At 35.4% G+C, this 26590-nt stretch carries 15 protein-coding genes and 1 pseudogene; 1 reads left to right on the forward strand and 15 read right to left on the reverse strand.

All coding sequences use genetic code 11. The annotated features are described in order from the left end of the window. Positions 1 to 93: 93 nt before the first annotated feature. From QE431_RS13995 to QE431_RS14020, 6 genes are all read right to left on the reverse strand, one after another. Positions 94 to 1197 carry a cation:proton antiporter gene (locus tag QE431_RS13995; protein ID WP_307296955.1) on the reverse strand — a complete coding sequence of 368 codons (1104 nt, stop codon included), beginning with the start codon at positions 1195 to 1197 and terminating at the stop codon, positions 94 to 96. 117 nt (positions 1198 to 1314) lie between these two features. After that, entirely contained in the window at positions 1315 to 1767 is a 453-nt protein-coding gene (locus QE431_RS14000; protein ID WP_057116318.1) for an Hsp20/alpha crystallin family protein, read from the reverse strand. A 289-nt stretch (positions 1768 to 2056) separates the two neighbouring features. Next, positions 2057 to 2887, reverse strand: a complete 831-nt coding sequence (locus QE431_RS14005) for a helix-turn-helix transcriptional regulator (protein WP_307296960.1) — start codon at positions 2885 to 2887, stop codon at positions 2057 to 2059. Positions 2888 to 2948: 61 nt separating this feature from the next. Continuing rightward, positions 2949 to 3983 carry an SDR family NAD(P)-dependent oxidoreductase gene (locus QE431_RS14010; RefSeq protein WP_307296963.1) on the reverse strand — a complete coding sequence of 345 codons (1035 nt, stop codon included), beginning with the start codon at positions 3981 to 3983 and terminating at the stop codon, positions 2949 to 2951. A 177-nt stretch (positions 3984 to 4160) separates the two neighbouring features. Beyond that, a complete protein-coding gene (locus QE431_RS14015) occupies positions 4161 to 4838 on the reverse strand; it encodes a GNAT family N-acetyltransferase (RefSeq protein ID WP_307296967.1) in 678 nt (225 codons plus the stop codon). Between the two features lie 1046 nt (positions 4839 to 5884). Continuing rightward, on the reverse strand, positions 5885 to 7222 hold the full coding sequence (locus tag QE431_RS14020; RefSeq protein ID WP_307296970.1) for a DUF6734 family protein: 1338 nt from the start codon (positions 7220 to 7222) through the stop codon (positions 5885 to 5887). Between the two features lie 853 nt (positions 7223 to 8075). Between QE431_RS14020 and QE431_RS14025 the strand changes: the two genes are divergently transcribed. Further along, entirely contained in the window at positions 8076 to 8888 is an 813-nt protein-coding gene (locus tag QE431_RS14025) for a T9SS sorting signal type C domain-containing protein (RefSeq protein ID WP_134140304.1), read from the forward strand. A 132-nt stretch (positions 8889 to 9020) separates the two neighbouring features. On the opposite strand, the gene QE431_RS14030 is transcribed toward QE431_RS14025, so the two are convergent. The 9 genes and pseudogenes from QE431_RS14030 to QE431_RS14070 form a co-directional block, all read right to left on the reverse strand. Continuing rightward, positions 9021 to 10391 (reverse strand): glycoside hydrolase family 27 protein, encoded by a 1371-nt coding sequence (locus QE431_RS14030; RefSeq protein WP_307296974.1) that lies wholly within the window; start codon positions 10389 to 10391, stop codon positions 9021 to 9023. A gap of 31 nt (positions 10392 to 10422) precedes the next feature. Further along, on the reverse strand, positions 10423 to 12843 hold the full coding sequence (locus tag QE431_RS14035) for a sugar-binding domain-containing protein (protein ID WP_307296976.1): 2421 nt from the start codon (positions 12841 to 12843) through the stop codon (positions 10423 to 10425). A gap of 22 nt (positions 12844 to 12865) precedes the next feature. Further along, positions 12866 to 15334: a glycoside hydrolase N-terminal domain-containing protein gene (locus QE431_RS14040; protein WP_307296978.1), complete on the reverse strand. Its 2469-nt coding sequence runs from the start codon at positions 15332 to 15334 to the stop codon at positions 12866 to 12868. A gap of 14 nt (positions 15335 to 15348) precedes the next feature. After that, positions 15349 to 17329: pseudogene (locus tag QE431_RS14045) on the reverse strand (alpha-L-arabinofuranosidase C-terminal domain-containing protein). 19 nt (positions 17330 to 17348) lie between these two features. After that, the gene (locus QE431_RS14050; RefSeq protein ID WP_281866053.1) at positions 17349 to 18788 is read right to left on the reverse strand and encodes a glycoside hydrolase family 28 protein; all 1440 of its coding nucleotides are present in this window, start codon (positions 18786 to 18788) and stop codon (positions 17349 to 17351) included. Between the two features lie 102 nt (positions 18789 to 18890). Further along, the gene (locus QE431_RS14055; RefSeq protein ID WP_307296980.1) at positions 18891 to 20453 is read right to left on the reverse strand and encodes a glycoside hydrolase family 28 protein; all 1563 of its coding nucleotides are present in this window, start codon (positions 20451 to 20453) and stop codon (positions 18891 to 18893) included. A 29-nt stretch (positions 20454 to 20482) separates the two neighbouring features. Further along, positions 20483 to 22120, reverse strand: coding sequence for a sodium/sugar symporter (locus tag QE431_RS14060; protein WP_307296983.1), 1638 nt, complete (start codon positions 22118 to 22120; stop codon positions 20483 to 20485). A 57-nt stretch (positions 22121 to 22177) separates the two neighbouring features. After that, entirely contained in the window at positions 22178 to 23320 is a 1143-nt protein-coding gene (locus QE431_RS14065) for an acyltransferase family protein (protein WP_281866055.1), read from the reverse strand. A 103-nt stretch (positions 23321 to 23423) separates the two neighbouring features. Further along, positions 23424 to 26564 (reverse strand): glycoside hydrolase family 2 TIM barrel-domain containing protein, encoded by a 3141-nt coding sequence (locus tag QE431_RS14070; RefSeq protein WP_307296985.1) that lies wholly within the window; start codon positions 26562 to 26564, stop codon positions 23424 to 23426. Positions 26565 to 26590: the final 26 nt, after the last annotated feature.

The raw sequence follows: 26590 nt of genomic DNA on the forward strand, positions 1-26590 counted from the left end.
ATTTTTTGCCGCAAAAATTCAGGTAGTTTTTAGAGATATTTTACTAGTCTCTTTTTTTAAGACAAGCTCTTCTTCGAGCATTTGAAACCCGTCTTACCCTTCTTGTTGATTTTGTAAATCAGCTTCTGAATTACCATAAGCCATATAGTGGTAAAAGCCATTGTTAAGGTAATTACTGCTAAGGTAATCTGGTACATAAAAAGGACCTATCAAACCTAGTGAGGAAGCGGTTGTTATTAATACGAAACTAAACTCTCCTATCTGAGATAATAATGCGCCTGCGTATATACTATCACGCCAAGAATTTTTTGTAACCCTAAAGAGAACCGCGTTAATGACACTATTGCTGAAAAGCACCGCGATTGAAATTAGCAGTATGGTTAAAGTATGCTGCGAAAAGAATTTAATATCCAACTGCAGTCCGACGGCTACAAAAAAGAAAGCCATAAAGAAGACCCTGAACGGCATAAGGGATTTATCGAGCCAATGAGTCGCTTTATCATGACCGATTAAAATTCCTGCTGCAAAAGCCCCAAAAGCGGTTGATAAACCGAGCGCTCCAGTTATCCAGGCCATTCCAAAACACAAGCTGAAACCTATGAAAACCTGCAATTCGTGATCTGCCGCAATTTCGCTGCTCATGGGAAGTTTCAGTGGTTTCTGCCCCACTGCACGTTTTAAAAACAGCAGCATAAGCAGTCCAGCAGCGCACACTTTAATCAGCTGTGTCTGCGAGATATGATTTCCTGACATAAAATTTAGGATCAGCATCATTGGAATAACCAATATATCCTGCAGCAAAAGCACACCTCCTGTAATTACTCCCAGACGACTGTTAATTTCTCCCGTTCTGGCCAGATATTGAAATACTATAGCAGAGCTGCTTATGCTTATAATAAAAGCCATCAAAACTGTAGTTGTCATTTTCCATCCTGCATAAGCCCCAATGGTATGCATAAAGAAAAAACTCAGCAGCAGATGCACAAAAGCGATTAAAAGCGGTTTATGAATATTTCGTTTCAGATTTTGAATATCAATCTCACGGCCAATGGAGAACATGAGCAGTACAATTCCGATTTCACCTATTTCTGCAATCACTCCTGGATGGTCAATAATATTGAGAGCCTGAGGCCCTAAAAATGTTCCAGCGACTATATAAGCGATAAAATATGGCTGTTTTAAACCGCGAAGAAGCAAGATAAGCAGTAAAATAACAAAGGACAGCACAGCTATCCCAGAGAATAATTGTGATAACATGTGGAAATGATTATAAAGAAAGCTGCCGGAGGCAGCTTTCTAACTGTGTTGTTTAACTTAAGAAATATCAATCAGACGGGGAGATTTTTCTTTGGCTTGTTCGAGCTTTGGAATAGACAGCAGTAAAATTCCGTTTTCGTAACGAGCACTGATTTTATCTTCGTCCACTACATTTTTTGGCAGGGTAAAGCTTCGCTGGAAGGACTGATAACTAAATTCCCTGCGAGTAAAATTTTCTTCCTGGGTATTATGCTCATTTTGTTTTACCGAAGAAATAGTGAGCTGCCCATTGTCAAGAGTAACCTTAAAGTCCTTTTTGTCCATTCCTGGTGCGGCGACTTGGACTTCGTAATTCTCATCTGTTTCCTTAATATTCACAGACGGCAGTGTAGTGCTTGTTGCTGAAAAATTGTTGTTTTCCCAATTGAAAAGATCACGGCCAAAAAAATCATCAAAAAACAAGCGTTGAAAAGCCGGTATACGGCCTGCATCTCTTTTAATAAGATTCATAACATTAATTTTTAAAATTGTTAGACAATAAAAATTTGAACGTGCACACCAGCGTGCACAAGAAAAAAAACAAATTATGTGCCAGTGGAAAAAAATGACATTTTTTCATATATTATGATGAAAAAATGTCACTAATCAAGGTTTCTAAGTTCGTTTGTCGAACTGTCAGTTTAGGCAGAATATAACGTCTTGAAGGAGTAGTTGAAATCGAAGAGCAAAGATTCAGTTCAGGATTTCATTAGAGAAATGTCAATGAATTTCGTAATTAACTCGGCATATTAGAATGCGGCTAGCGGCTAATATCTGTTTTTCTTTCAGCAAGCTCTGTTGGCGACTGTCCGAATTGTTTTTTAAAAGCATATGAGAAGTGCGATAAGTTTTCAAAACCAACTTCGTAAAAAACGTCAATAGGTTTTCTATGCTTTTCGGTCAGCTGGTAATGGGCAAGTTCCAGCCGTTTCATTGTCAGCCACTTTTGTGGTGTGGTATCAAATGCCTTTTTAAAATCCCGCTTAAAAGTAGTCAAACTGCGTCCAGTCAAATAAGCAAATTTTTCTATAGGCATATTGAACATATAATTTCTTTGCATAAACGCTGAAATATTGATTTTGTGCGGTTCTGAAAAATCGGATAAAATAGTATCAATATCTCTATTTACAGAACGTAAAATAGTAATGGCTTCCTGAATTTTCAATGTCGACAGGTCTTGCGGCAGCTTGTAATCCAAGTTAAAATAAGGAAGCATTGAAGCGAAAAAACTGTCCAGCAAAGGATCTTTGGGGAACGGAATAATGTTGTCAGTTTTGGAAGCCAGAAAGGTTTCCATATTTTTATGCTCGTAGAAATCTCTCAAAACATCGTGGGTAAGTTTTACGATAATTGCTTTGTAAGGCAGACCGTCTTTTTCAGATTTTATAAGTGAAGCCAGCCTGTTTCGTGGAAACAGAAATGTTTCACCTGCTCCCAAAACATACGTTCTATTGGATTGGATTACTTTTAATTCGCCCGACAAAACCCGAACAACAGAATGTTCTTCAGCTATCATTTCGGTATTGTGATGAACTGCTTCGCTGCAAGTAAAAACAATTTCAGCATGGTTATTTATCTGTCTTGTTGCCATAATGCAAATGTAAAAAAAGAAATAAGGCTCAACTATGTAAGCCTTATTTCTTTCAATTATATTAGATGTCAAATTTTACACCAGTCAATTCTTCACTTATAGTCCAGAGCCTTTGGGCAGCCTGGTCTTCCACTGCAAACGGTGCAACCCCAGCTATTCCAGCAGGACTTTTTCTGCCAGCTTCACTATCATAGAAATCAGGATTGTAGTCTGCAATTTCAACATTTTCTAGATATACACCTCCAATATTTTGAAGTTTAGGGCTCGTAGCTGCCCAAACGGTTGTAGCAGCTCCTTGTTCTTTGGTTTTTTGTATTTTTTTCATTTCTGCTTCGGCTTCAATGTTTGGTGTTCCGTCTGGATGCAGTGCACCTATTGCAACAAAATCTTCAAAAGTTAAATATCTGCTCAAATTCGTCTCTAGAATTAAACCAGGGTGTAAGCTATAAGCACGAACACCAAACTGCTGTGCTCTTTTATCCAGTTCTACCGCAAAAAGCACGTTTGCTGTTTTGGCTTGCCCGTAAGCTTCAAATTTGTCGTATTTCCTAACATTGTAATTTACATCTTCAAAAAGAACTGGCGAAAAGTGATGCCCTGAGGATGAAACATTTACCACCCTTGCTCCATTTGCTTTTTTCAAGGCGTCCCACAGCTTCGCAGTCAAATGAAAATGCCCTAAATGATTGGTAGAAAATTGTCCTTCGTAACCACGCTGATCACGCTGCAAAGGCGTCCACATAATACCTGCATTGTTTATAAGCATATGCAGCGGTCTTCCCGAAGCTAAAAAATTTTCAGCGAATGCATCAATAGAATCTGGGTCTGTTAGATTTAATGTTTCTACTTCTACATTCAAAATTCCTTGCAGATTTTTCTTTGCTTTTTCCGTATCTCTTGCTGGAACGATAACTGTTGCCCCTGCCGAAGTCAGTGTTTTGGTGATTTCTAATCCAAGTCCACCGTCACCACCTGTAACAATTGCGGTTTTGCCTGTAAGATCGATTCCTTGGATAACATCTGTTGTTGTTGATGCTTTGTTGAAGCCTGAACCTATCGGTTTTTGTAAAGCTCCGTTGTAATTATTTTGTTCCATTTTTTTAAAAATTTTATTAAAACAAAAATAAAAAGCATTTATCCCACAAACTTTGTTTAAAAGTCCTATTTACTTTGTTTATAGGGTCGGTTGTTGTTAATGTGCTTACACCTCTCTCCTTATTATAAAAGCATATATAAAGGAAGCTTTCCAAGCTGAAATATTATACGTCTGAGATTAATTGTCCTCAGATGAAAATGCATCAGCTTTCGGATCATAAAGCATTGCCGTACACAAACAGTTTTTTCTTTCTTTACTGAGCAATATTGGGCAATTCACGCAAGTCTTGCAATTTTCCCAAAAAAGATCGTCACTTGTAAGTTCCGAGAATGTAACCGGTTCAAAACCTAGTTCATGGTTCATTTTCATTACGGCAAGACCAGAAGTCAAACTGAATATACGGGCAGTTGGATACTTCTCACGGCTCAGCTCAAAAATAGTTTTCTTAATCCTTTTTGCAAGTCCAGTATGTCTGAATTCAGGTGCTACAATTAATCCTGAATTAGAAACATATTTTCCGTTCTCCCATGCAGAAATAAAAGAAAAACCTGCCCACCTGCCATCTGATGCAAAAGCGATGACAGCTTCTTCTTTTTTCATTTTTGCTTCAAGCATTTCTGGAGAGCGCTGAGAAATACCTGTTCCACGTGCGATAGCCGATGATAATGTTACCTCACTGATTTGCTTGATCCAAAAAGTATGAACAGATCTGGCTTTCTCAATAATAAATTCAACTGGTTCCAAAACATCCGCGGCAGTTGAAGGGATTGTTTTAGTGTAAAATGAGCTGGAAAATAAAGCACTTTTACTAGGCAGCTGTATTTTAGGATCTATAATAGGGTTTATAATTTTCATAATAATTTAGTTTACAATATTTTAGAGATTAGCAAAACAGTAATAAAGAAAACTATGGTGAACACCATTAAATTTATTACCCTTCCTTTATTGTGTGTAGATTTATTTGTTATGTATTGTTTCGTAATCTCTTTACTTCTAGTCTTATTTGTTTTCATATATCTATATTGTTAAAGTTGCAGCAAAAGTTTTAGAACCTACAAATCAATTCGATTCTATCAAGTTTAAAACAACTGTAATTTTTCTGAAAGCTAAAAAACAAAGGGTATGCCAAGAAAAACAAATATTTGCAAGTAATTAATTATCAAGATAATAAAGAACAAAATAGTAATTACACTATTCAAATTATTATCAAAATGATAAGATCATAATCAAAATGAGAGGCACACTAGGCTTATAATATTAAATTTCTTAACCCATAAGACATCCCAAAAGTTTATGACCAAAGAACTTTCATTACTTTTTGGATAAAAAAAAACTGCCAGCATAAATACTGGCAGTTTTAATTTGGAATTATAAAGTGTCTTTAAGAACAGCACTAAAATGAGCTTCAAGATCCTGATGTTCTATTCAAGGCTGAATTAACACTTATAATATCTGTTTCTAATTTCATCATAACACAGATTAGGGTACTGATAACCTCCCATAGTCTGTTTTAACTGTTTTTCAGTTAGTTTTTGCACATCACTCGGTAGAAATTTTTTAACTTCTTTGTCTTTTGGTTTTTTGTTAAACATAACTTATAGTTTTAAAGTGATTATTATTCCAATCATTTAAAGACACTTGGAATTTATGTCTGTTTTAGCGCAGTTTTTTACTGCTTAAATATCTTTGAATTAACTGTGCAAGGTCATGATTAAGTTCTGGTATCCACAAAACCAAAATTATACTTACAAATATGATTTATTTTTACGATAATTACTTACTTTCAGCTTATTTTTTTTAAATTTTAACATAATTACTGATTTTATAACAAGGAGTATCTAAAAATATTCATGAAACAATGAACCCTATGAAATGTTTGACCAATATGCTTTAGATTATTCTTATTTATAAATTGCGATTATTTTTAAAACAATATAACTGGCAAGAAGTCCGTTTAAAAGTCTTAAAATGCCGTCTTGCTGCTCCTGTGTGTCGTAATCAAAATGAACCAGCATTTCTGCAATAAACTCAGAATACAGGATTCCCGGTTCTATTGCGCCTAATGCAATTTGATCTAAATCATCCAGCTGGTATTTTCCAGGAGCAACGTTATGCTCCTTTATTTCCAGAAAAAAGACTTCTTCATCATTGAGCTCAGAGACTGTCTGTTCAAGGCCGTCTAACAGCGCGATATTAAAATCTTCCTTCTTCCCAAGCAGGCTTTTCAGATAACCTGACAGACCTTCTGTATAAAGGTCCCTTTTCAGCAGATAATGTTCAGCAGAAAACTTTTTACTTTTGAGCTCATGATCAAACATAGAAATCAGTTCTGCTGCCATTTCTAGGGTCAAAAATTCAATTTCATTCTGCTCGCCTTCCGCCTCATTGATCATTACGGCCCATTTTGAATAATACTGCGGATAATTTTTCATTACATAAACTTCCATAGCTTTACATATGGCAGGATTTTTTTTATAGGCTCCCAGTAAATGTAAATACTTTTTATCGGGAACATCCTGAAATTCAGCAAAACCAGAATAGTAGCCGTCATTGTACACTTCACTAAACAAAAAATCAATTTTTGCCTCCCTCTTCTGAGCATACTGATAAAACAGCACCTGCTCAAAAAATAGATTAAAATTAAGGCAGTTAATTTTGGACCAGGCTTTTCTGTTTTTATCTAAAAAATCAATGCTGATTCTGGCGTACTCTTTAAAAAAATCAATATCATTTCCCCCTGTAACCCCCATGTTGCATCCAAAATTATCGGGACGCTTGTGATAGCTCTCCATTTCATCGGGCATGTAGAGAAGTTCGGGTGAAATTTCATTCCACATTTTAGCATAGTTACTGGCAGTAATTTCTAAATTCTGCGTGAGTACAGCCGCATCACGAAATTTTTCATTCAAAGATTCCCAAACAAAAACATCTCCGTCAATGTGCAGAAACGGTTCGGTCTGCATCTGGTATACTTTAATTTTAGAAACAGCCCAGAGATCACTGGGATAATCATTTAAATCATCTAAAACGACATGAACTTTTGTATACGGAAGCTGAAGTTTTGTAATTAAGATCTCATATCCGAAACGATCTGTGTACAATTCAACATCTTTATGAAATTTCACCAATTGGTGACAGCTTAAAATCCAGCTCAACCAATTGTATTTATAGGAAAACCAGCCATAATTACTTTTTATATCAGTTGAATTACCGGTCCAAAAACTTTGTATTATCTTCATTTAAATGGAGCTGAGCTTATCTTTTTAAATTAAAATGCCAATTATTCCCGATTCTTGATTCATACTGTATCCTATAAAAATGCCTTAAACATCATTTTTCAAATTTGAATCAGTATAATACCACTTGCAATATAACTTAATTATTTGTAAGTTTTTTACGGTATTCCGTATTATCAAGAGATTCGACTCTCAGCCGTTCAAAACATTATATCCAACTGGAGTCCAAAAAAATAAAAAATGGATGATGTAGCTGACAACACTAATACAGCCAGCAGAAGTAGATGGGAGCAGGATATCTTAACAGTATGAAAGAGGCCTTGAAAACACAGGATTTTAATAAACAGTACAATCATCAATATCCCTTTTCAAAACCTCTGCTTTTAAATTTAATTTCTCGATCTAATTCTTTATTTGAATCGCTTCCTATTGTTCAACATGTATTTTTTTGTAAAAACAGACTAAAAGCCAGAAATTAAATAGTGTTAAAATCACATTTTATTTATTTTTTAACTTTTATAATGAAAGAAAATTTCTTAACTTAACATAATAATTGATCGACTAACGGTTAAAAAAACCGATGTATTACCTAAATTTATTAAAAAACAAATGCATGGCTTTTTACCATCGATCAATAAAATTTTACTATTTATTAATAATTAAAAACAAATTACAAATTTAAAAATCATCGCTAGGGAGAAAAAACTACTTATCACAATCTATTTTGTATTTATTTTGTATTTCTAGTTTCAGAATATTCATTCTGTGCATCTTTTCTATTGATGATATTTTAAAATTTTTAGAGAACCAAGGTATCAGCGTATATCTCTTTATTAAACATTTAAATTATCGTATTATGAAAAAACTTTTCTTATCATCTGTCCTGCTTTTTCCTATTAATTCGGTTCTCTTATCTAATCCTATTGCTGTCAGCCCTTATCAAATCTTTGAAGCTGTAGGCTTTACAAAATCCATTAGCCCACTTGAAACAGAAAGACACAGGGTGTGGATTAATCTAACAAATCCCAACGGTTTATTTAAACAAATTCTTATCGGATATGTAAAAGGAGCCACCAACGGATGGGATCTCAATTATGACGCTGTCTCATTGGATGCTAACAAGTTCGCCGATTTTTACAGTATCAATGAGGATAAAAAACTCGTTATTCAAGGACGTGCGCTGCCATTCGATTTAGCCGATACAGTGCCTCTTGGTTACAGATCCAGTATTGTTGGAGATTTGACTATTGCCATTGATCGCGCTGATGGCGATTTATTAAACTACAATATTTATTTACATGATAAAGAAACTGGTACTGTTCATAATTTGAAAAGTGGCGGTTATACATTCTCCTCTCCTACAGGTGTTTTTACAGATCGTTTCTTTATAAGTTATGGTACTGATAAAAACTTAGGAATAGATGATTTTAAAAATGTTCCACAGAAATTAAATGTTGCATCGAAGGATAAAACCATCAGGTTAAAATCTGACAAGACAGGATTAAATGAGGTTTCTGTTTTCGACATAGCAGGAAAACTGCTTTACAATAAACAAAATATCGGGGAGTCAGAATTAGAGATTTCCAGCATTCAATCAGGGCCTCAAATTTTATTAGTTAAAACAACATTAGATGATGGCCACATTATAACTAAGAAGGTACTTTTCTAGTTTGAAAAAAGCACAAAAAAAATTAAAGCCAGCGGATACGATCAAGTTTCCGCTGGCTTTTTTTATGTAATTTTAAGAACATTTGTTGTTTATATTTCAAAAGATACTAATAGAGTAAAAATATTCATTTATCTATTTTTTACTTTTTAATTGATATAAAACAGAACTGTGCGGTTTTAAATCTGTTCCTATTTCTTTTGAAATTATTTTTGATTTTTCGCCTGTCCACATATTTAAAACCTCCACAGAACCTGAAATTCCAAGATCTGAAAGGTTTACAGTTACTTTTTTTGAAACTGTATCTGAGATATTAAACAAAGCCAGATAAATACTTCCATCTTTTGCATTTTTTGAAGTCACGGCAATCTTTCCCTCTTTCTGGAAAAGTTGTTTTACTGCTGTACTTTCGTTATGCATTTTCACGACCTCATTATTTGTCAATAAAGATAGCGTAAAGGCATCGTTGCTAGGTAAGTCTCCCCCAAAGAACAATGGTGATTTAAAAATGTTGAAAAATGTAATCAACGTATATTGTTCGTCTTTTGTTAAACGCGTCATTCTTTCTTCGCCACGCTCTCCCCTAATCGAAATACGTCCTAACGGAATCATATCGCAGTCTGGCCATGTTCCCGGTGCAATGTATGGATACCATTTTTGTGCTACATCCATCAAATGTGTGATATGAGGCCATGTGTCCCAAACATCATCCACCATACGCCACATATTGGCATGTGTAGTTACATGTGGTGCAGCAGAAATTGGTGTTTCTCCAGGTGAAGTGCTCAAGACTATTTTACGTCCGCAATTGTCGATTGCATTTCTTATTAAGTTGATTTCTCCTTCATGATAAGGTCTTGATAAATCATCGATTTTAATGAAATCTACTCCCCATTGTGCATATAATTCAAAGATAGAATTATAATATTCCTGGGCTCCGGGTTTATCTGCCACAAGAGTATAATTATCTCTTAACCATTCACATTGTAATGCTGTAGAATAAATCTGGTCTGCTGTGATTCCGTTGGTTCCTTTTACTGGGAGTTTATCTTCAACTGCTTTCTTCGGAATTCCACGCATTATATGAATTCCGAATTTTAATCCTTTTTTATGGATATAATCGGCTAAAGGCTTAAAACCTTGTCCATCTTTCGCAGAAGGAAATCGGTTAACGGCTGGAAGATATCTTCCGTACTGATCGATTACATATCGCGGGTTTGTCTGATTATAACCTCCTGCTTTATCATTTTCAACAAACCATCGAATATCAACAACAATATATTCCCATCCAAATTTCTTGAGCTCTTTTGCCATGTAATCGGCATTGGCTTTTACTTCGTGTTGTTCAACTGTTGGGCCATAGCAATCCCAGCTGTTCCACCCCATTGGCGGTGTCTGAGCCCATTGCTTGAATTCTTCTTTTTGAAAGGTTTTATTTTGACAATTCGATGAGATCGAATACATAATAATACCTAATACCAACACAACTGTGTTTTTTATCTTCATCTTAATTTGAATTAATTTGAATACTATTTTTCTATTTAACGTTTATGGTTACTTCATCAGGTTTTAACCACTGGCTCGTAAATTTAATTTTGATAGGTTGTGCTTCTCCATTTGCCTGAATGTAAGCTGCAATGTGTCCATGAAAAACTCGCTGTACATTATCTGTGTAATCTGTCATATCGCTGTTGTTTCCTGCTTCAAGTCCTAATAAAGTTCCGGGTCCGCTTATTGTACATGTCACTTCATTGTCTGAAAGCATAACTGGAAGACCGTTTTGATCTTTAACCTGAACCATAATTTTAGCTACTCCTTTGTCTCTGCTGATGGTAATATCCTTCTTGTCAATAACTAATTCAACTGGCTGGTTTGTTGTTTTAATTGCATAATGAGTTACTTCTTTATCGCTTTTATCTAAACCAACTACTTCTAATTTTCCTGAAACAAACGGAATATCCCAATATATTATTCCCGTTTTTTCATCGTACGATTTGGTATCGCCTACTACTTTTCCATTTAATTCTAAACGTGCTTTTGCCGCATTGGTATAACAAACCACGCGAATTTTTTGTCCAGTTTCGTAATTCCAGATTGCCCAAGCATCTTTAGAAATATCTTTTTCATTTGTCAGCGGATACGTTCCTAAATAAGCCATTGGTTTATCTGACCACAATGACTGGCGGAAATATCCTCTTGGTTTGATTACGCCCGCAAAATCAACTAAACCAGAATAAAATCCTCTCGAGGGCCATCTTCCAGATTCTCCTAGATAATCAATTCCTGTCCAGAGAAACTGCCCGAAAATATGTTTGTTATTTTTTACAGCAAGCCAAGGCTCTATATTATGCGTATTTTCACTTCCGTAAATCACTCTTTGAGGGTATTTTTTGTGATCTTCTTGATATTTACTTTCTGTATAATTGTATCCTGTAATATCTAAAGCACCTGGATATTCTGTTTCGTTAGACATTGCAACACCCGCCAAACCAGCCGTTGCAGGACGAGATTTGTCGTATTTTTTAACCGCTGTAACCAAGCGTTTGGCAATAGCCCCTAGACGCATGGCATCTGGTGCATCTTTTTTGTAACCACCATACGCAGCCTGTCCAAAACCATTGGTTCCTTTATCTAAAACTGGATGCGAATACGGATCGTTTGGATAATCTACTTCATTGCCAATACTCCACGCAAATACGGAAAGATGGTTTCTATCACGACGGACAAAATCTTCTAAATCTCTTTCTGCCCAATTGGCAAAAATATCAAACGAACCTTCAAATCCTGGCGTTCCATAATTCCAGCCTTGTAACCATTTGCGTTTTGGAAATTCCCATTCGTCATAAGCTTCGTTTAAAACCAATAATCCTAATTCGTCACAAAGCTCATAAAAATCTGGTGCCTGCGGATTATGACTTGTACGAATCGCATTTACTCCAATTTCTTTCAGGGTTTTCAATCTGGTCTTCCAAACTTCTCTAGGAACGGCAGAACCTAGAACTCCAGCATCGTGGTGTAAACAAACGCCTTTCATTTTCATCCATTTTCCGTTAAGGGCAAAACCGTTATTAGGATCGAATGTAAAAGTTCTAAAACCTGTTTGTGTTACTGTTTTGTCAATTTCTTTTCCATTTTGTAAAACTGTAGTTTTGAGTTCGTATAAATTCGGATTATCTAAATCCCATAATTGTGGATTTTTTACGTTTATTTTAGCAGCTATTTTTCCTTTCTGATTTGCTGCAACTTCAACTTTAGAAGAAGATTTTGCTACTGATTTTCTATCCTGCGAAAAAAGTTCATTTATAATTGTAAGGCTAGTTTTTTCTTTTGAGCTATTTTCGACTTCAACCTCAACATTTAATATTCCATTTCCTTTTTTTACTTCTGGATAAGCGTAAACTCCCCATTGTGCAATATGTACTGGATTTGCATAAACCAACCAGACATTTCTATAAATTCCAGAACCGCTGTACCATCTTGAATCAGCACTTTGACTGTGGTCTACACGAACAGAAATGATATTTTCACTGCCATATTTTACAAATCCAGTAGCGTCATAAGCAAACGATATATAACCATTTGGACGCTTTCCTAATGAATGTCCATTAATAAAAACTTCACTTCTATTGTAAACCCCTTCAAAATACAAATAGACTTTTTCGCCCGATTTACTTTGCGGAATAGTTATAGATTTTCTATACCAGGCAATTCCTCCTGGCAGATAACCTGTACAGCTTGCAAGAGTCGGACTCAGTTGTCCTTTTACGCTCCAGTCATGCGGCACATTTACCTGCTGCCATTTACTGTCGTCAAATGAAACGTTTTTGGCATCAGAAATATCCTCAAGATTAAATTTCCAGTTGTCATTGATTTTGTTCGAATCTCCAAACGAAATCTGGCTGATTGCCGAAAAACAGGAGAAGAGAAATATGGGTAGTAAGATCTTATTTGTATACATTATCTTTAGCTTTAATATATTTTTAATTGACTGGTTTTATGGTATAAGATGTTCCCTTTTTAGTTTCAAATACTACGGTGTAACCAATAGACGATTTCTCGCTTTTGATATTAAGTTTTTCAATTACGAATGGTTCTCCTGCTCTTACAGCACAAATGCCTCCCTTATTAGATACAATTTTGGCCTGGCTCATTTTGCCATCATTCCATTTAATATCTACAGTGAAATTACCTTTTGCTGTAATCCCTTTTATTGCTCCGTCTGTCCACGAATTTGGTAAAGCGGGAAGCAGATGTATTTCTTTGTTCTGGCTCTGCATGAGCATTTCTATTACACCAGCTGTTCCTGCAAAATTCCCATCGATTTGAAAAGGCGGATGAGCATCGAAAAGATTTGGATAACACCCGCCATGTCGGCTATACTCGGTATTGTTTTCTTTTGTTAATCTTAATTGGTTTTTAAATAATCTATAAGCGTGATTCCCATCTAAAAGTCTCGCCCACATATTTACTTTCCATGCCAGACTCCAGCCCGTACCATCGTCGCCGCGCAATTCTAATGTTTTCTTTGCTGCCGCAGCCAAATCTGGTGTTTTTAGCGGCGCTATTAAATTTGCAGGATGTAAAGCATAAAGATGTGATGTATGCCTGTGATGCGGATCTTCTTCTTCAAAATCTTTATACCATTCTAAAAGTTGTCCTTTATTTCCAATTTGAAAAGGAAGTAATTGATCTGAAGCTTTGTTAACTTTTTGCCTGAATTCTAAATCGGTGCCTAGGACTTTAGATGCTTCTACGGTATTTTCAAATAAATCTTTTATGATTCCGATATCCATGGCAGAAGCTGTCGTTACAGTTCCTTGCTTTTTTCCATCATAAAAATATTTGTTCTCTGGCGATGTCGAAGGCATCGTTACCAGATAGCCGTCTTTGTTTTTTTGAAGCCAGTCTAAACTAAATTCTGCTGCTCCTTTTATAATTGGATATACTTTTTTCAAGTATTCTTTATCACCTGTATATTCATAATGTTCCCATAAATGCCTGCTCAGCCAGTTGGCTCCCATATACCAGTTGGCCCACATAGGATCTCCTTTTCCAAAATCACCTACAGGATTGGTCATTGCCCATATATCTGAATTATGATGCAGTACCCACCCATTGGCATGATAATAACTTTTGGCTGTTTCTGTTCCTGTTACCGAAACATTTTTAATGAACTCGTCAAGCGGAAAAAACAATTCGGACAAACTTCCCGATTCAACAGGCCAATAATTCATTTGCAAATTAATATTTGTCGTATAATTACTGCTCCAAGGTGCACGAAGTTTGTTATTCCAGATTCCCTGAAGGTTGGCCGGCACATTGTGTGTACGCGAGCAAGAAATTAACAAATAACGCCCAAACTGAAAAAATAAAGCTTCAAGACCAGCATCTTTTTCGCCTTTTGCATATTGCTCTAATCTTGTATCAGTCGGCAGATTCGATTTATCGGTTTCTTTTTCATTAAGCTTTAAAGAAACTCTATTAAAAAAATGCTGAAAATCTGCAACGTGATCTTTTAGTAAATTATCATATTTCTTTGTTACAGCTTTTTTAATTGGATTTTCTGCGAATTTATGTTCATCTTTTCCCTCGCTGTCTGGACATTTATCAAAGCCATTAAAACTGGTCGCTGCCGAAACGAAAAGTAGTATTTCAGATGCATTTTTAATTACTAATTTATTTCCATCAGAATTCATTACACCTTCTTTTATTACGGGTTTAATAATCAATTCAAAACGCATTCCTCTACAGCCAGATGCATCTTCATAAACGATTGGTTCTTTGTTATAATCAATATAATTCGGATCTGCATGCGAAGGCGCTTTGCCTTTTAAAACCACTGACTGATTTTGTACTGTTTTTTGATTTCTTAAAAGACTTGAAGCATCAATTGTTACTGAGAGTTTCTTCAACTGATCTGCCGAAAGTTTAATTACAATGCATTGCGCTGGTGCCGAAGCAAATATTTCTCTTTTGTAATTTACACCGTTTATCTTAAAACTGGTAGATGCTAATCCCGTTTGTAAATCCAAACTTCTATTATAAGATGCTGCTTTTTGTCCGTCAAAATCCTGTGTCAAAATAAGATTTCCCAAGGGCATAAAACTTTCGCTGTAAGCCCCCTGCATGTTTTTAGTCAAAGCATAGGCTTTTTCAAAATCTTCATTCGTTAGTGCTTCTCTAATTAGAGCCAGATTCTTAAAAGCATCTGGATTTACATTTTTCTGCACAGGTCCGCCGCTCCACAAAGTTGCTTCGTTCAACTGAATTAATTCAGAATCTATTCTTCCAAAAACCATTGCGCCGAGTGTTCCGTTTCCAATTGGCAGAGCTTCTGTCCATTCAACAGCGGGCTGATTGTATTGGAGTTTTAAATCTTGGGCATAACCCACAAAACGGAACAAAAACAAAAGCAAAAAACTTTTTCTTAAAAGATTGTAAAGCATCATTTTTAAATTTTTAATTAAATAGTTTTCAGTTTTAAAACCGTTACCGAATACGCAGGAAGATTCAATTGCTGTTTCCCTTTTGCAATTTTATATTCGCCTGTTTTCGGACTTATTTTTTTCGGATCTGCAAACGTATTTTCATCCTGAACATTCGGACTTACAAGTGTAATTATACTTCCTTTTGAACCTAATTTTGCTCCTTTCAAATCAATCGAAACCTCTTGATTTGATGCAGATGTATTAACCAATTTCACAATTATTTCTTTTGTATTGGCATCTTTTACTGCAGATGCGTATAAATTGTTTTGCCCCGTTAATGGTTTAGCTTCTTTAGTAATACTCAATAAATCTGTCCCTTTATTGGTTGAAAACAATTGCTGTACATAATAATTGGCGGAACCATAAGATTGTAGATTATTAAACCAAATCATATCTGGAGTCCATTGCCAAGCATCTTCGTGAGCCATTAAAGGGGCATAAGATGTTAGATGAACTACTTCTGCATTTCTTTCCAGTCCGGTCATAAAAGCAGCTTCAGAAAAAGCACATTCCCAATTATTCCTGTTATTCGGATTGGCTCCTGAAACACTTTGAGCAGCATATTCTCCAGCAAATATTTTGGGACCTTTTCTGTCATAATTATCATAACGCCCGGCATTTTCTCTAAACCATTGCGGACTTTTATAATAATGCTCATCTACAAGTTCAGCATTAAGTTTTTTAAGTTCTTCCATAGCAAAATCAAAATGTTCACCGTCTGGAGAAGGACCACTTCCAGATACAATAATGATGTTTGGGTATTTTGCTTTTATTGCTTTCTCAAAAACTTTATATCTTTCAATATAATCAGGTCCCCATTGTTCGTTTCCAACTCCAATATATTTTAGATTAAATGGCTTTGGATGCCCCATATCCGAGCGGATTTTCCCCCAAGTAGTTGTGACAGCACCATTGGCAAATTCAATTAAATCTAAAGCATCCTGCACATAAGGGTCAAGTTCGTTTATTGGAGCCAATTGACCAGTATTGTACTGACAAGCCATGCCGCAGCTTAAAATGGGAAGCGGTTCTGCACCAATATCTTCTGAAAGCTGAAAATATTCAAAAAATCCTAATCCAAAACTTTGAAAATAATCTGGCGTTTGTTTATGACTGAATTCTACATTCCAACGGTTCATCATCGTTTTTCTGTCTTCTACATTTCCAACTGATTTTTTCCATTGGTAACGATCTGACAACGTTCTTCCTTCAACAATACAGCCTCCCGGAAAGCGTAAAAAACCAGGTTTCATATCATATAAAAGCTGCACCAAATCTTTACGAAGACCATTTTTTCTGTTTTTCCAAGTATCCTCAGGAAACAATGAAAATCATATCTAAATCTATAGTTCCTGTTCCTTCAAAAGTTATTTTCAATTTTGCTTTGGCTTCCGTTTGAAGTGCTGTTATTTGTGCGGTATAATTGGTCCATTTTTCAGATTTTGGATCGACACTGGTTTCTCCAATTACTTTTTGATCTTTATCAATAAGTTGAAATATAATCTTTTTGACACCTTGGTTATGATTTGCTGCTTTTAAAGAAAGGTTATATTTTGCATCCTTTTTCACTCCCATTCCTCTAAAACCTTCATTTATTAAAACATAACCTTTTGCATTATTAATTTCAACTCTGCAAAAAACAGTATTATCTGCCTCAATTTTTATTGGCGCTGCGCTACCCGATTCTTTATTTAATGAAGATCTTTTTGTATTGGGCTGTTCCCATCCCATTAAAGGTTTTTCAAATTCAAAAGATCTATTTTTAATCATTTCGGCATATAGCCCTCCATCTGCAGCAAAATTGATATCTTCAAAAAATAACCCGAACATGGTTGGCTGGATTTTAGTAATGGTTTTAGAGGCATCTACTTCTAAAGTTACTTTTTGAGCATTTATATAAAAACTGCTTAAAAGAATACCACAAATAGTAAATTTTGTAAGGATCTTATTTTTCATAGTTTTTGGAATGAAAGAATTATTTTTTTACTGCCTCTAATTTAGCTGGAAAAGCTGCTTCTCCGTCTAAATTTGTTACGATTAATTGATCTACGTTTTTACTTTCTACTGCATGTTTAAAATATTCTGGTTTATTTTTCCCCCATTGTACAGTACAATTCTGAACTTTAATACGTTCAGCAGCATCAAAATAAAATCCCGAAGTACTTCCTTTTACAAAACCTTCAACATTAGAAGGCCTTCTATCGTATACTCCACCTGGAAAAGATGTTGTCTTATCTATAAAAATACTCACATTGTCAAAAACAATATTCTTTATTTTATCTTTTGATTCGCCGCTCACAAACACACCATTTTCTCCTGTACATTGAATATTAGAGAAATAGATGTTTTTTATTTCACCCACTTTTCCTTCTGTTGCACCTTTTGGAAAACGCCAATTGGCATCTTTATGATTTCCTTTTGCCCTGCTAAAAGCCGTTACATAAATGGGTTCTGCTTTTCCCCACCAAGTATCTGTGGTCAACTTACTTTCGATAATGATATTTGAGAAAATGACATCGCTCACTGTTCCTTCATCTCTGTTCTGAATTCCTAATGCTCGATTGCTGTTTTTAATGATGCAATTATTGAACACTACTTGTCTGATTGCATCCATGTTTTCTGATCCAATTTTGATCGCACAGCTGCTGCTGGTCATTGTACAATTAGTCACTGTTATATTTTCGCAGGCGCCAAATTCTTCAAATTCCCTTCTGTTCTTTAAACAAATGCAATCGTCACCGCTTTCGATATAACAATCGCTGATTCTTACGTTTTTAGAATGATCCAAATCGATACCATCGCTATTGCGTACTTTTAAACTGTTCAATAAAGTAATCCCGCTTATTACAACATCGTTACAACCTACTAAATGTATGGTCCAATAAGCTGAATTTCCGATATGAACATCTTTGATTCTGATATTTTTTCCTCCAATAATGGTTAACACATGCGGTCTTGGATCCAGTACATTAAATGGTTTTAAAACATACGAATCTTCTAATTCCTCGCCCATGAAAGAAATTCCGTTTCCATCAATTTTGCCGCTTCCGCTAATGGTAAAATCTTCTACATTTTCTCCTCCAATCCATATTGTACCTTCTCCTGGATTGGTCCTAAAAGCGCTTTTTGTATATAACTTTTCATCTGGACTAGCCAATAATTTTGCTCCTGCTTCGATATGAAGATCTACTTTTGATTTAACATCAATTGGTCCAGCTAAAAATGTAAATGGTGCCGGAATTAAAACTCTTCCTCCGGTTTTACTGCAGGCATCAATTGCTTTTTGAATGGCTGCTGCATCATTGGTTTTACCATCTCCTTTTGCTCCGTACTTTTTAACGTCATAAACATTCTGTGCCGAGACTGTTAAAGACAGACAAAAAATCAGGATCGCAATTATAGATTTCTTTTTCATTTTACTTTATTTATTAAAAACCTTGTTTAAAATAGCTTTAGCAAAGTTTTCGGTTTATTTTTTTAATTTTATACTGCTGGTTCGCGTCTCTGCGGCGCAATTTTATTTAGCAGGCAGTTCAAACTTATTTTGTTCTGGCTCTATTTTCCTTTTTAAAGATTCGCTGTCCAAATTACTTGATGGAACATCTTTAAAAATAATTTGGCTGATTTTATCAGAAGGAACATCAATACCTTTCATTGTCAGATTTTGTACATCATCAAAAACAAAAGCGGGACGAAAATCTTCTTTCTCCAGTTTCAGTTTTATGTTTTTCATTTCGATTCCGTTTACATGACGAACGTAAAAACCCCAAGAAGGCAGTTCTCCAAACATGGTAAATTCAGGATAACCGCTTATGTTTTCTTTTACATCTTTTAATCTGCTTAAAGGATGATATGCCATTCCTTTTGAAGCTCTTCCGGGATATGTAATTTCTATATTTTCTAAAGTCACATTTTCTATAAGGTGTCCTGGAATTCCAGCGATAGAAGCAGGAAACGGATTATGGAAATAATCTACTTCTGGCCCGCGCATATCGTAATCTATATCTGGACGCCCAAAAGGAACTTGCACTTTTACATTTTTAACCGATACGTTTTTGATATATCCCGGTTTATCTCCATTTCTATGGCCAAGACGAATCAATATTGCGTTTCCTGTATTTACAGCGGTTATATTGGAAACATTAATATTTTCAATTGCTGCCCCGTCAACAGATTCAATTGCAACTGCCGATCTGAACGTATCAAAAACATTGATGTTTTCAATTGTTACATTTTTGAAACTGCCATAAGAGCCAGTTCCAAATTTTACGGCATTGGCACTTGATCTGATCGTGCAATTTGCAATGTAAATGTTATTATTATGCAAGCCCGGTACTTCTGATTTTAAGCATATTCCATCATCTGCTGCATTTACATTGCAATTGGTTATGCGAACATTTTCGCATCCGTCAATATCAATCCCATCATTATTCCAGTAAGCTCTGCTATTGACTTGCATAGCATCAATTACAATATTTTTGCAATCTGTAAAACACTGCACCCAGCCTGGACTATTCTTTAAGGTAATATGGGTCATGGTTATCGAGTCGCATTTTACAAACGAAATGAGTTTTCCTCTTCCATCTTCAGGACGCATTCTTCTATAATTGTATTTTGGATCAATTCGAACTCCAGTATGATGCAGGCTGTCGATTGCCAATGCCAGTTCTCGTCCTTGTCCATCTATAATTCCTTTTCCATTTACGGCAATATTTTTTGATTCATTTGCTACAATCAAAGCTCTTATTTCTCCGTACTTTGGATAATCATTTGGATTGATGCTTCCTAATAATACTGCCCCTTCTTCAAAAAACAATTCTACTCCGCTTTTTAAAACGATACTCCCGGATAGAAATTTACCTTTAGAAAAAATAACTCTTCCTCCTTTATTTTTATTTGCTGCATCGATAGCTTTCTGAATAGCTTTGGTATTTAAAGTTTTACCATCTCCTACGGCGCCATAAGCAGTTATTATATAATCTTTCTTCTTAAAAGCATACGTTTCTGGATTGAAGCTCAGCTGCAAAAGAAAAAACAAAATGAAGCAATTCTTGAAAACTTGTTTGTTGTAAATATTCATACTTATTTCTTTTCAATTACTAATTAAAATCACCAAAAAACAGTATATAAAGCCACTAAAACGCCACTGATAATAAATGACCCGATAATAAATTCTGAAGACACCTTAAACATTGATTTATCCACCTCTATTTTATGGATTTCAGATTCTTCTTCAGAAACTGGTTTTGCCAGACTTATTCCAACCATTATCAACACAATCATGAAAAAAACAATAGTCATCCTGTCTAAAAAAGGATAATCTGGGAAAGCGCCTTCTGTCCACATTGGAAGGAATTTTAAAACTGCCGCAAGTGGAACTGTCAATAATGCTCCTGCAAGTCCCGCTGACGGAGTTGTTTTTTTCCAGAACATTCCCAATAAGAAAATGGCTAAAACTCCAGGAGAAAAGAAGCCCACATATTCTTGTATGAATTGATAGGCCTGATCTAATGATTTTAATGCCGGCGCAACAAAAGCGGCAATGATCATGCAGACAACCACACACCATCTTCCTGTACGAACCAGCTTTTTTTCTGATGCCTGAGAATTAAAATATTTTTTATAAATATCTAAAGAGAAAATAGTCGAAATACTATTGGCTTTTCCGGCTAAAGAAGCTACGATTGCAGCTGTTAAAGCCGCTAAAGCTACTCCTTTTAAACCTGCAGGAAGTAAATTCATTAAAGTTGGATACGCATGATCTGGTTTTAAAACTCCAGCAGCATCTACCATTTCCTGCTGAAACATGCCGTTTTCATGCATTACAAACATCGCGATTCCTGGTAAAACAGCTATAATTGGAACCAATAATTTTAGGAAAGCAGCAAATAAAATTCCTTTACGGGCAGTTTTTAAATCAGCTCCCAAAGCTCTCTGAACAATATATTGATTGCATCCCCAGTACGCCAGATTATTGATTAACATACCGCCTATTAAAACAGACATTCCAGGCAGTTCATTGTAATGCGGATTCGATTCGTCTAATATCATATGCAAATGTCCTGGTGCTTCACGGGCAATAATAGAAAGTCCTTTTAAAATGTCTTTTCCAAAACCAAACTGATCCGAAAGTAATGTTAGAGCTAAATAAGTTGTTACCAATCCTCCAAGAATTAGGACTATAACCTGAAACATATCGGTATATCCAATCACTTTCATTCCCCCTAAAGTAACAATTACCGAGAATAAACTTAATGCAATAACACAAAACTGAAAGCTTACCGGCGCAATAGATGAAATCGCCAAAGCTCCCAAATAAATAATAGACGTAAGATTTACAAATACATATATTAACAGCCAAATAATAGCCATAATAGTACTGACTGTTCCGCTATATCTTTTGGCCAAAAATTGCGGCATAGTAAATATCTTGTTTTTAAGATAAACTGGTAAAATAAACATTGCCACTATAATTAATGTGGCAGCCGACATCCATTCGTAAGAAGCAATCGCAAGTCCGATGGCGAACCCCGAGCCACTCATACCTATAAAATGTTCTGCTGAAATATTCGAAGCAATCAAAGAAGCTCCGATTGCCCACCAAGTTAGCGATCCTTCGGCTAAAAAATATTCGTTGGAACTAGTGGCTGCAGTTTTCTTGCTTCTGTAAATATACATTCCATAAGCTGTAACTATGACAAAGTAAATAAAGAAAACAATGTAATCTGCGGTTTGTAATACATTCATAATTGTGTGGTTATTGTGTGGTTAGATAGTAAAATGTATTTTAAGATTTGATTTGTATCAAATTTTTAGAAACCATTTTCTTTTATATAGAAAATAAAGTAAAAGAAGCTGTATAACAGTTACTGATAAAGCGGCAAATACGGGCTGCCAAATAAGCGGCAGAAAATTTATAAGTCCGCCAAAGACATAATCTGCCGTATGTTTAAAATCTACTAAACCTTCGGCGGCCATGTAAATTAAAATAGAATTTGAACCAATTAAAATTAAAGGGAACGCCCATTTATGAAAATCCAGTAAATCGATAATTAAATAAAAACAAACAAAAAATAAAATACTAAACCCGCCAACAAAACAAACAAAAGAACTTGTCCATAAATGTTTATTGATTGGAAAATTAATATCCCAAATTAAACCAGCAATAATTAAAATTACTGCTGCAAGAGCCATTAAAAGAACTTTTACTTTTATAGATAAATGACATTTTGATTTTAAAAATGTTCCCGTAAAAACACCCAGCAAAGCAGTCGAAATAGCAGGCAGGGTTGAAAATATGCCTTCTGGATCGTAAACTGTGCTGTGCAGTCTGCCGGGTAAAAGCAAACGGTCAATATAGCCCTCCAGCGATCCTTCTTTGGTCAAAACTCCAGCTCCAAAATCTGGTACGGGAATCCATTTCATTGCAGCATAATAACCAATTAAAATTCCGAAGAACCAGATCAATTGTTTTTTCAAATCAAAATTCAAATAGATGATTCCGGCAAAAAACCATGCTAGTCCAATTCTCCCTAAAACGCTTGCAAAACGCGTGTGGTCAACACCGTCAAATCGCAACAATCCATTTACTACAAGACCTAAAACCAGTAAAATACAGGTTCTTTTCAGCATGGAAAAATAAATCTTTCGTTTTTCTTTTGAAGGCAATTCCTGAGGTGTTTTTACTCCCGCTAAACTCATTTTCTTTTCAAAAGAATATGGCATAGAAACTCCTGCAACAAATAGAAACACAGGAAAAATCATATCATAAAAAGTAATTCCATTCCATTCTGCGTGATGCAGCTGTGATGACATCCAGATAAAAACAGGAATTGGAGCTGCTTTTGCCAGAGCATGGATAATATGTTCCCCGCTCATAATCCAAAACATCACAAATCCCCGCAGTGCATCTAAGGAAATTAATCTTCCATTTGTAGGCTTATTCATTTTTTTAATATTCAGTGGTCGGTTGATAGTTTTTTTAGTATTCAGCCGCAGTCGCAGTTTTCAGTGTAGTTTATGTTGAATACTGAGGCTGCAAACTGCAAACTTATTTTATTGGTTGAATAACAAATCCGTAGCTGTATTCACTTTGTGTTAGTACATATTGTTCGTGCGGCGGCAATCCCCAGCTGTTGTCCCCTCCTAAACCTCGCTGTGTTAAATCGACACAAACTACTACTTCTTCTCTTGGGGTAATATCGCTGGAGTGAATATTCTTTTTAGAAATTCCTCCGTCAAAATCACTAGGATAATTATTCAAAGTACTCATAGATAAAGGCTGCAGACCTTTTATTTCCAAGCCATTTCCTGTATTGCTTGACAATTTGAACCAGCGTATATCGGTCTTGTATCCATTTTCTTGTGGGCGTGTATAAGGCACATATTGGTCTGCAACCTTACTATTATAAATTCCTTTGAATGAGGCTGTTTTTCTGTCTGGATAATTTTCTAAAGGTCCTCTTCCATAATAATCCAGATTTTCCAATGTCTTTTTCAAGGTAAAAATCATTCCGAAACGAGGTAATTCTGGTAACGGATTACTGCCTTTTTTATAAGATGATTGTATTTCTAAAGCACCATCATTTCCTAATGAATATTTGATAGTATAATCAGATGCAACATCGTTCAGTTTTAATTTTGCAATAACATACTGCTGCCCATTTTCTTCTGTCTGCTGAATGTTTTCTAAAGTGGTATTTTTTCCTGCCGTTCTCCAAACATTAGTTCTAATCTGCATTTTATTTCCAATATCGTTATCAGTTGGTGCTCTCCAGAAGTTGGGTTCAGGATATTGTTTAAAATATTCCTCACCATTTAAACTGTAATACGAAATTAATCCAGTTGATTTGCTGATTTTTACAACAACATTATTTGACGTCAGAACAAATTGCTCTTTTTCGTCCTGAATTTTAGCAGTATTTATCTTTTCTGATTTTGCAAAATAATTGGAGTCTTCAATAACAAATTGCTCTTTCGCAATTTCAAAATTCTGAGGCAGTAATTCTGATCCCGTTTTGGTGTACGCAAAGACATTCAATAAATATTCTGTTCCTTCTTTTGACTCTAATGTCGGTAAATCGAGCTTATACTGCTTTTTTGTTTTTGGATTTAGAGCAACATTAATTATTCCTTCTTTAATTACTTTACCGTTTTCTAAAACCTCATATTTAAAGTTGTACTTATTTAGATTTGTAAATCCAAAATCATTTACAATTTCAATTAATCCATTCTTGATATCAATGGCATTAAATAAAATATCCTGATATACCTTTTTTACTTCAAATGCTCCAGGATGTGGAGTTCTATCGGGATAAACTAATCCGTTGTGACAGAAGTTTTCATCGTTTAAATAGTTTTGGCTCCCCATGTCGCCGCCGTAGGTCCAATATTTTCTGCCTGCTTCATCTGTTCCTTCAAATCCCTGATCTACCCAGTCCCAGATAAATCCGCCCTGCATATTTTTGCTGCCGCGAATGATATCCCAATATTCCTGAAAATTACCACTGCTATTGCCCATTGCATGCGAATACTCACACATGATGTATGGACGGCTGACTTCTTTACGTGCCGCATATTCCTTCATGTAAGCAATTGTTGGATACATCGGACATACTATATCTGTATTTTCATTTTCTTTTGCCTGCTCAAACTGAACTAATCTTGTATTATCTCTTTTTTTGATCCATTTGTAGGCTTCATGAAAAACAGGTCCATTGGCACTTTCATTACCTAATGACCAAATAATGACAGATGGCGCATTTTTATCTCTTTCAACAAGACTATAGATTCTATCCAGATGCGCTTCTCTCCATTCTGGAAGGTGGCCAGGATTCGTTTTTGGATTCATATAAATAAGAGGCTGTCCCTCTACTCCCATTCCATGACTTTCGATATTGGCTTCATCTACCAAAAACAAACCGTATTTGTTGCATAATTTTACCCATAAAATATTGTTTGGATAATGACTGCAGCGTACGGAATTAATATTCAGCTGCTTCATCATTTTGATATCTTTCATCATCGTGGCTTCGTCCTGATAATGTCCAGTTTTTGGATTATGTTCATGAATATTTACACCATGAACCATTATTCGGATTCCGTTTACCAATAATTGTCCGCCCTTTAATTCTACTTTTCTGAATCCAATTTGAGTGGAAACGGTTTCGATAATCTCTCCTTTTGCATTTTTTAAAGTCAAAAGCAAGGTGTATAATTTTGGCGTTTCACTACTCCATAATTTAGGATTGGATACCTTTTGTGAAAAATTGATTGTCTGAATTTTTGAAGCTTCAAAATTGACATTAAGTTCTTTTGTAAATACGTTTTTTCCAGAAGCATCTACCAATTTTGCTGTCAATTTTTGATTGTTAACAGCAGTCGACGTAAGGTTTTTTAAACTTACTTCGACATTCAAACTTCCGTTTTTGTATTTTGTATCTAAATCTGGTCTGGCAAAAAAATCTGAAATGCGAATATTATCTGTGCTGTATAAATATACATTTCTATCAATTCCAGAAAGTCTCCACATATCCTGATCTTCCAGATACGAGCCATCGCTCCATCTGTAAACTTCTACAGCCAGATCATTTTTTCCAGGTTTTAAATATTTAGAAATATCAAATTCTGCAGGACTTTTAGTGTTTTCGGTATATCCTACTTTTTCACCATTTACCCAAATATACATGGCAGATGTTCCTGCTTCAAAATGAAGAAAAACATGTCGGTTTTTCCAGTTTTCAGGCAGTACAAAATCTTTTTTATAAGAACCAACAGGATTATCCCAATGATTTATAAAGGGCGGATTTTTTTCGAAAGGATAGGTTATATTGGTGTAAATTGGTATACCATAGCCATTCAGTTCCCAATTTGAAGGCACCTGAAGCTCTTTCCAGTGCAGGGTGCTAAAATCCGTTCTATAAAAATCTTTTGGGCGCTGATCTGGTGTTGGCGACCAGGAAAATTTCCACTTACCGTTTAAAGAAAAATACCAAGGTGAATTTTCATATTTATCGCTTATCGCAGAAGTTTCATCTGCATAAGGAAGAAAAGCTGCACGGGCAGGTTCTCTGTTAATTTGAAATACCTCTGGATTTTCCCAGTCGTTGCGGTCTTTTTCCTGAGCCGAAATTCCTGCCGTGATAAGCAGTAAAAGGTTTATAAAAAATATTTTGGTTTTGGTTTTATACATTATTTTGGTTTTAGATAGCTTTCAAA

It is taken from the genome of Flavobacterium sp. SORGH_AS_0622 (assembly GCF_030818825.1).
Classification (GTDB): domain Bacteria; phylum Bacteroidota; class Bacteroidia; order Flavobacteriales; family Flavobacteriaceae; genus Flavobacterium.